The sequence below is a fragment of the Catenibacterium sp. UBA627 genome (assembly GCF_002299355.1).
GTDB lineage: Bacteria > Bacillota_I > Bacilli_A > Erysipelotrichales > Coprobacillaceae > Catenibacterium > Catenibacterium mitsuoka.
Genome location: NZ_DBPF01000038.1, coordinates 1 through 8,741 on the forward strand (window position 1 = coordinate 1; position 8,741 = coordinate 8,741).

Annotated in this window: 6 protein-coding genes; all 6 read left to right on the forward strand. The window is 35.7% G+C overall.

The features are described from left to right. A partial coding sequence (locus B2S90_RS02780) for a pyridoxal-phosphate dependent enzyme (RefSeq protein ID WP_286696510.1) occupies positions 1 to 822 on the forward strand: 822 nt, incomplete at its 5' end. 87 nt (positions 823 to 909) lie between these two features. Beyond that, complete coding sequence (locus B2S90_RS02785) at positions 910 to 1,776, forward strand: ROK family protein (RefSeq protein WP_286696511.1); 867 nt, start codon at positions 910 to 912, stop codon at positions 1,774 to 1,776. A 224-nt stretch (positions 1,777 to 2,000) separates the two neighbouring features. Beyond that, positions 2,001 to 3,068, forward strand: a complete 1,068-nt coding sequence (locus B2S90_RS02790; protein WP_055233218.1) for a carbamoyl phosphate synthase small subunit — start codon at positions 2,001 to 2,003, stop codon at positions 3,066 to 3,068. A gap of 1 nt (position 3,069) precedes the next feature. Further along, positions 3,070 to 6,267, forward strand: a complete 3,198-nt coding sequence (carB, locus tag B2S90_RS02795) for a carbamoyl-phosphate synthase large subunit (RefSeq protein WP_278780283.1) — start codon at positions 3,070 to 3,072, stop codon at positions 6,265 to 6,267. 99 nt (positions 6,268 to 6,366) lie between these two features. After that, positions 6,367 to 6,915, forward strand: coding sequence for a LemA family protein (locus tag B2S90_RS02800; RefSeq protein WP_278780284.1), 549 nt, complete (start codon positions 6,367 to 6,369; stop codon positions 6,913 to 6,915). Further along, positions 6,915 to 8,600 (forward strand): DUF2207 family protein, encoded by a 1,686-nt coding sequence (locus tag B2S90_RS02805; RefSeq protein WP_286696512.1) that lies wholly within the window; start codon positions 6,915 to 6,917, stop codon positions 8,598 to 8,600. Before B2S90_RS02800 ends, B2S90_RS02805 begins: the two co-directional genes overlap by 1 nt. Positions 8,601 to 8,741: the final 141 nt, after the last annotated feature.

The following is an 8,741-nucleotide window of genomic DNA, read 5'->3' on the forward strand; positions in this document are numbered from 1 at the left end:
TATAATAAGGCAGTAGAATTACAGAAGGAACATGGCTATACATTTGTACATCCATTTGATGATGAAGATGTCATTGAAGGTCAGGGAACCATTGCCTTAGAAATTCTCGAAGAATTACCAGATACAGATATTATTCTTGTACCAGTTGGTGGTGGAGGATTGATTTCAGGTATTGCCTGTGCCGCAAAACTTATTAAACCAACAGTTAAGATCATCGGTGTAGAACCAGAAGGAGCTGCCAGCGCCCTTGCTGCCATTAATGAAGATCGTATCGTTTCCTTAAATGAAGCAGTGACTATTGCGGATGGTACTGCAGTTAAGACAATTGGTGAAAAGCCTTTTGAATATATCAAACAATATGTAGATGGTATCATCACAGTCAGCGATTATGAGTTAATGGATGCATTCTTAGTATTAGTAGAAAAACATAAGCTTGTAGCTGAAAACTCAGGTATTCTTTCACTTGCTGCATTAAAGAAACTCAATGAAAAGAATAAGAAGGTTGTTTCACTTGTATCAGGTGGAAACATCGATGTACTTTCTATTTCTTCTATGATTAATAAGGGACTTATTGAAAGAGGTAGAATCTTCTCATTCTCAGTACAGCTTCCAGATATTCCTGGACAGTTAGAAAAAGTTGCACATCTATTAAATGAATGTAATGCGAATGTTGTAGCGGTTGATCATAACCAGTTCAAGAACTTCGCAAGATTCTCTGAAGTAGAATTAAGAGTCACTTGTGAAACAAATGGTGAAGCACATATCGATACAATTGTTGAAACATTTAAACAGAATGGTTTAGAAATTCATCGTGTTAACTAAGGAATAACGTAACGTTATTCCTTTTTTTAATCTATTTTACTATTGTGCATTTCTTTTGTGATATCCTATAGATAGGAGGAAATTGATATGTTACTAGGAATTGATGTAGGAGGTACTTCTGTCAAATACGCAACATGCGATGAAAAGGGTCATTTATTTGATAAGGGGTCATTTAAAACACCTGATACTTTAGAAGACATGTATCAGGCTATTGAAACTATTTATAAAGAAAGAGATGTTGATGGTATTGCGTTAAGTATGCCTGGGGCTGTTGCAAGTGATGAAGGTGTGATTTATGGTGCGTCTGCGATTGACTATATTCATGGTCCTAATATAAAGAAGGATCTAGAAGAAAGGTTACAGACACGTGTAGAATTAGAAAATGATGCCAACTGTGCAGCACTTGCAGAAGTATGGCTAGGTTCCGCTAAAGATAATCAGGATTGCTGCTTTGTCGTATGTGGTACAGGTATTGGTGGTGCTGTGGTTAAAGATAAGAAGATTCATAAGGGACAGCATCTTCATGGCGGTGAATTTGGTTATATGATCAATAACTTTGATGCAGATTCACTTGAGTTTAACAATTGGTCTCTTGATTCTACAGTTGCAATCGTCAAGGGTGTAGAAAAAGAACTAGGTGAGACATATGATGGACGTTATATCTTTGATCATGCCAACGAAAATGAAGTATTTAAGAAGTATGTCAATCGTTTCTATTATGCTCTTGCAGTAGGTATCTATAATATTCAATATTCTTATGATCCAGAAGTGATTATTATTGGTGGGGGCATCTCTGTAAGAGAAGATATGATTGATGAAATCAATAATCGTTTAGATATCATTATAGACAAGGTTGAACCAGCACGTATTAAGCCTGTTGTAAAGAAATGTGCTTTTGCGAATGATGCCAATATTATAGGTGCAATCTACCACTATTTGACAACTTCAAAATAGTAAAATAAAAATTTTTGAGTATTCATTTTTTGCTTGCTTACAATCTTAATATCGTTTATACTACAACAGAAGGAGTGAGAATATGAACGCAAACACAATTATGACAACTTCAGTTTTCGCAAACGTGTTTCTTAAGGGTTCTTATTTTCATTTTTTAGATTTCTTATTTTAAGGACATATCATCTATTGGTGATATGTCTTTTTCATAATTGAGGAGGTTGACTATGAAAGCTTATTTAATTTTAGAAGACGGACATGTGTTTGAAGGGGAAAGCTTTGGATATGAAAAAGAAGTCATAAGCGAATTTGTCTTCAATACTTCAATGACTGGTTATGTAGAAGTGTTGACAGACCCATCTTATGCAGGTCAGAGTGTTGTAATGACTTACCCACTTATTGGTAACTATGGTGTATGTTTAGAAGATCAGGAATCTGAACACCCATATGTTGAAGGATTTGTAGTAAACGAATTATCACGTTTAGGATCTAACTTTAGAAAGAATGAAGATTTAAATGATTATTTAGTACGTAATCATATTCCAGGTATCCAGGGAATTGATACACGTGCACTTACTAAGTTACTTCGTAATGATGGTTGTATGAATGGTATGATCACTACTCATAAGTATGAAGTAAGCGAAGTCATCGACAAGATTAAAGCATTCAAGGTACAGGGTGTTGTAAAGGCATGTACATGTAAAGAAAAACATACTGTTGGTACAGGCAGAATGAAAGTTGCTTTATATGACTTTGGTGCTAAGCATAATATTGCGAATGAATTAGCAAAGAGAAACTGTGAAGTGACAGTATTCCCAGCTACTACACCTGCTTCTGAAGTATTAGAAGGTAACTTTGATGGTATTATGTTAAGTAACGGTCCTGGTGACCCAGCTGAAGTAACTGATATTATCGCAGAAGTGAAGAAATTATCAGAAAGCGGTATGCCAATTTTCGCAATTTGTCTTGGACATCAGTTAATGGCTCTTGCTCATGGCTTCAAGACAGAAAAATTAAAATATGGACATCATGGTGCAAACCATCCAGTTAAGGATTTAGACACTAACCGTGTTTATATCTCTACACAGAACCATAACTATGTTATCAAGGATGATTCAATTGATCCTGCAGTGGCTAAGGCTTGGTTTAGAAACGTAAATGATGGCACTATTGAAGGTGTTGAATATTTAAATAAGAATATCAAAACTGTTCAGTTCCACCCAGAAGCAAATGCTGGACCTAGAGATACTGAATATTTATTTGATGAGTTTATTAAGATGATGGAGGGAAAGTAGAATGCCTAAGAATAAAGATATAAAAAAGGTTCTTGTTATTGGATCAGGACCAATTATTATTGGACAGGCAGCTGAATTCGACTATGCAGGTACTCAGGCTTGTCGTGCATTAAAAGAAGAAGGAATTGAAGTCGTTCTTATTAACTCTAACCCTGCAACAATCATGACTGATAAGGATATTGCAGATCATGTTTATATTGAACCTTTAACAGTTCCTGTTGTTAAGAACTTAATCTTAAAAGAAAAACCAGATTCAATCTTGCCAACACTTGGTGGTCAGAATGCCTTAAATATTGCAATGGCACTTGCTGATGAAGGTTTCTTAGAAGCACATAATGTACGTACTATCGGTACTGATACAACTACAATCAAGCTTGCAGAAGACCGTCTTGAATTCAAGGAATTAATGGAAAGAATCCATGAACCAGTGGCTGCTTCAACAGTTGTTAACCATGTAGATGATGCATTAGAATTTGCTGAAAAGATTGGTTATCCAGTAGTAGTAAGACCAGCATATACACTTGGTGGTACTGGCGGAGGTATTGCTGAAACTCCTGAAGAATTACATGATATCTGTTCTAATGGTTTAAGATTATCACGTGTATCTCAGTGCTTAATTGAAAGATGTATTGCCGGTTGGAAGGAAATCGAATACGAAGTAATGAGAGATGGCAATGGTAACTGTATTACAGTATGTAATATGGAAAACGTTGACCCAGTAGGTGTTCATACTGGTGACTCTATCGTAGTAGCTCCTTCTCAGACTTTAGGTGATAAAGAATATCAGATGTTAAGAAGCTCTGCTTTAAACATCATCACTGCATTAAATATCAAGGGTGGATGTAACGTACAGTTCGCATTAAACCCAAATTCTTTTGAATATTGTGTTATCGAAGTTAACCCACGTGTCAGCCGTTCTTCAGCTTTAGCTTCTAAAGCAACTGGTTACCCTATTGCGAAGTTAGCTGCTAAGATTGCATTAGGTTATTCACTTGATGAAATCGTGAACGCTGTAACAGGTAAGACATATGCTTCTTATGAACCAACATTAGACTATATCGTATGTAAGATTCCTAAATGGCCATTCGATAAGTTCTATGGTGCATCAAGAAAACTTGGTACACAGATGAAGGCAACTGGTGAAGTTATGGCAATCTGTAATAACTTCGAAGGTGCTTTAATGAAAGCATTACGTTCACTTGAACAGAATGTATTCTATTTATCAATTCCTGAAATGGAAGGTAAAGATACAGAATACTTAAGAACTAAATTAAAAGATGTAGATGATCAGAGAATCTTCGCAGTAGCCGAAGCATTAAGACAGGGCATTACTGAAGAAGAAATCCATAATATCACTAAGATTGATTCATGGTTTATTGATAAGATCAAACATCTTGTAGAAATTGAAAATAAATTAAAGACAGAGGAATTAACTCCAGAATTATTAAAGGCTGCTAAGAGAGTTGAATTCCCAGATAGAGTTATTGCAGACTTAACTGGTAAAGATAAGAATGAAATTCATGATTATCGTTTAGAAAACAATATCACTGCCGCATTCAAGACAGTTGATACTTGTGCTGCAGAATTTGATGCTGAAACTCCATATTTCTATTCAGTATATGGTGGAGAACATGAAATTAAACCAGATAACACTCGTAAGAAGGTTATGGTATTAGGTTCAGGCCCAATCCGTATTGGACAGGGTATCGAATTCGATTATTGTTCAGTACATTGTGTATGGGCATTAAGAGCTGCTGGCTATGAAACAATCATCGTCAACAACAACCCAGAAACAGTTTCTACTGACTTCGACATTGCTGATAGATTATACTTTGAACCACTTACTCAGGAAGATGTTCAGAGCATTGTTGAACTTGAAAAACCAGATGGCGCAATCGTTCAGTTTGGTGGTCAGACAGCTATTAAGTTAACTCAGGACTTAATGGATATGGGAGTTCCTATCCTTGGTACTTCAGCTGATAGCGTAGATGCTGCAGAAGATAGAGAACGTTTTGATGAAGTCTTAGAAAAATGTGAAATCGATCGTCCTAGAGGGGCAACAGTATTTACAGTAGATGAAGCATTAGAAGTTGCGAATAAATTAGGTTACCCAGTACTTGTACGTCCATCATATGTACTAGGTGGTGCAGGTATGGAAATCGCCTTAAATGATGGTGATATCAAGAAGTTCATGAAGATCATCAACCGTCAGTTCCAGGAACATCCAATTCTTATCGATAAGTACTTATCAGGTAAGGAAGTAGAAGTAGATGCTGTATGCGATGAAAACGGCGTACTTATTCCTGGTGTTATGGAACACGTTGAAAGAGCTGGTGTTCACTCTGGTGACAGTATCTCAGTATATCCACCACAGAAGATCAAGCCTGAAATCAAGAAAGTTATCTGCGACTATACTCAGCGCTTAGCTAAAGCACTACATGTTATTGGATTAATCAACATCCAGTTCATCGTATATGAAGATGAAGTTTATGTAATCGAAGTAAACCCAAGATCTTCTCGTACAATTCCATATATCTCAAAGGTAACAGATATTCCAGTAGTAGATGTTGCAACTAAGGTTATCATGGGTCATTCAATCAAAGATCAGGGTTATGAATATGGTTTACAGCCAGAAAAAGAAACTGTTGCAGTTAAGATGCCAGTCTTCTCATTTGAAAAGATCAAGGGTGCTGAAATTTCACTTGGCCCAGAAATGAAATCTACAGGTGAAGTATTAGGTATCGCAAAGACATTTGATGAAGCAATCTATAAGGCATTCATTGGAACAGGTATCAACTTACCAAAGAAGAAGAATATCATCTGTACAATCAAGGACAGCTCTAAAGAAGAATTCTTACCAATCGCTAAACAGTTCTATATGTTTGGATATGATCTTTATTCAACAGAAGGTACTTATAACTTCTTAAAGGAACATGATGTACCAGTTCATAGAGTTAACAGAATTACGGAAAAGTCTAACACAATCTTTGACTTAATGTTAACTGATACTGTTGACTTAGTTATCGATATTCCTACAAGAAATGATAACTTAAAGGATGGTTTCTTAATCAGAAGATTTGCAGTTGAAGCAGGTATCCCTATCTATACATCATTAGATACAGCACATGCATTAATCAACTGCCTAGAAAAGAGACATCAGGGTCCAACTTCATTAGTTGATATTACAAAATTAAAGTAATAAACACCTTAAGGTTATGATTTTACATCATAGCCTTTTTTGATGTATTTAAATGTAATTGTTGATATAATTGATTATGTATAAAAGGAGGAAATAATTATGGGTTTAATTATTGCTGTAGTAGTGGTTGTATTAATTGTTTTATATACAATCACAACATATAATGGACTTGTTAAGTCTAGAAATAAGTGTCGCGGGGCATGGGCACAGATTGATGTTCAATTAAAAAGACGTGCAGATATGATTCCTAATATTGTAGAAACTGTAAAAGGTTATGCAAAGCATGAAAAGGAAACACTTGAAGGAGCTATTCGTGCAAGAAACAGTTATGTAACTGCTTCTACACCAGAAGAACAGCTTAAGAATGCTGGTGAATTAGAAAGATCATTAAGTCGTTTAATGATGCTTCAGGAAAGTTATCCTGATTTAAAGGCTAATACAAACTTCATGTCTCTACAGAATGATTTAAAGGAAACTGAAGATAAGATCAGTTATGCAAGACAGTTCTATAATGATGATGTTAAACAGTATGTGAATAAGTTAGAAATGTTCCCTTCTAATATCATTGCTTCAATGTTCCACTTTGAAAAGATGAACTTCTTTGAAGTGGATGAAGCATCTAAAGAAGTACCAAAGGTACAATTCTAATGAAACGCTTATTATCATTTCTTACAGTTTTATTGCTGTTAATGCCAACGACAGTTGATGCATCAAGCACAAAAGTAAACAATATTGGCATTACCTGCCAGATTGATCAAAATGGTACAGCAACATTTGTAGAGAAATGGGATATGGATGTATCGGAAGGGACAGAAGGCTACAAAATATTCAATGGTATGGATGATCAGCCATTGACACTTATTGGTGTCACTGATGATCGTGGGGTAACATACAAAAATATCGGTACATGGGATTCTGATGTTTCTAGAGAATCTAAGATTAATAAATGTGGTTTGATTAAAGATGGCGGCCACTATGAGTTGTGCTTTGGTCTAGGTGATTATGGGACACGTTCTTATACAATGGTTTATCAGATTGAGCATTTTGTGAATCAGTATAAGGACCAACAGGGTATTAACTATGCTTTTATTAGTGATATGTCATTGGATGTTGCAGATGTCACAATTCATGTGACTGGTATTACACCCTATAGTAAAGAGAATGCGAAAATCTGGGCATTTGGTTATTCAGGTAGTGTGAATTTTGATAATGGTGGTGTTATTTTAAAAACAGACTCTTTAGGTAGTAATAAGATGCAGTTATTAATGGGTCTTGAAAGTAATTCTTATACATCACCTAATAAACGTCATGCAAGTGAAAAGTTTGAAGATGTTGTGAAGGACGCAAAAGAAGGATCTAGTTATTCTGGTGGCATGTCAAAAGTAGCGAAGATTATGCTCTTTATTTTCATCATCTTTGTGATTGTAATGGTTATCTTTGTTATAGCTGCTGTTATTGTATTCACGGATTCGGGTGTTGTATTTGAGAATGGACGTACAATCAAAGGTAAAGAAGCAACTCCATTTAGAGAAATTCCATGTAATAAAGATATATTCTTGTTCTATTATCTAGCTAAAAAGCTGGATATTATCGGTGATGATGAGAGTCGTGAAAACCTGGTGTCTGGATTTATCTTGAAATGGGTACGTGATGGTATAATCACAATTAGAGAAAAGGAAAGCGGCGCAATTGTCAAGAAAAAGAATTATGATATGTATCTTGATATAGATGCAAAGTTTGAGAATAAGCAGGAAACAGCACTTTATAAGATGTTTATTCTTGCGTCTAAAGAGGGTGTTCTTCAAACAAAAACATTTCAGAAATGGTGCAGCAAACATTATAAGAAGATAGATGATTGGTTCGATAAAGTGGATAATGTCACAGAAAATTTTATGAATGAGAATGGTTACGCAAAAACAGCGACTATTTATAAACGCTTCTTATTCTGGAATATTCCACATGATCGTACGGTATGGACAGATAAAGCGTACGATCAATGCCTTTATGTATGGGGATTTAATAACTTCCTTGATGATGAAGACAATATGAAAGAAAAAGCAGCCATTGAAGTTAAACTTTGGGATGAATATCTCATCTTTGCAGCAGTACTTGGCATTGCAGATCGTGTAGAAAAACAATTGAAGGTTGTGATTCCTCGTTATGAAGAAACAACAACTTACAATAACTTCCCAATTTATTACTATACCCATACATTTGCACATAATAGTATGAGTGCAGCTTCTTCAGCTGCAAGCGCAGGACAAGGTGGTTCGTCATCATTTAGTGGTGGTGGAGGCGGCTTCTCCGGTGGCGGAGGCGGCGGTGTCCGTTAGAGGCAGGATTTTCCTGCCTTTTTTTCTTGTAGAAGAAAAATAGTTGTCTATAATGAGTGACAGGAGGAATTTATGAAGAAGCTATTTAGTATATTCTTATCAATGATACTTATCACGGGTTGTAGTACAACTTCTACACCG

What these genes read in the sequence shown, in the direction of transcription:
- B2S90_RS02785 (WP_286696511.1), top strand. Translation starts at nt 910, where the DNA reads ATGTTACTAGGAATTGATGTAGGAGGTACTTCTGTCAAATACGCAACA.
- B2S90_RS02790 (WP_055233218.1), top strand. Translation starts at nt 2,001, where the DNA reads ATGAAAGCTTATTTAATTTTAGAAGACGGACATGTGTTTGAAGGGGAA.
- carB (WP_278780283.1), top strand. Translation starts at nt 3,070, where the DNA reads ATGCCTAAGAATAAAGATATAAAAAAGGTTCTTGTTATTGGATCAGGA.
- B2S90_RS02800 (WP_278780284.1), top strand. Translation starts at nt 6,367, where the DNA reads ATGGGTTTAATTATTGCTGTAGTAGTGGTTGTATTAATTGTTTTATAT.
- B2S90_RS02805 (WP_286696512.1), top strand. Translation starts at nt 6,915, where the DNA reads ATGAAACGCTTATTATCATTTCTTACAGTTTTATTGCTGTTAATGCCA.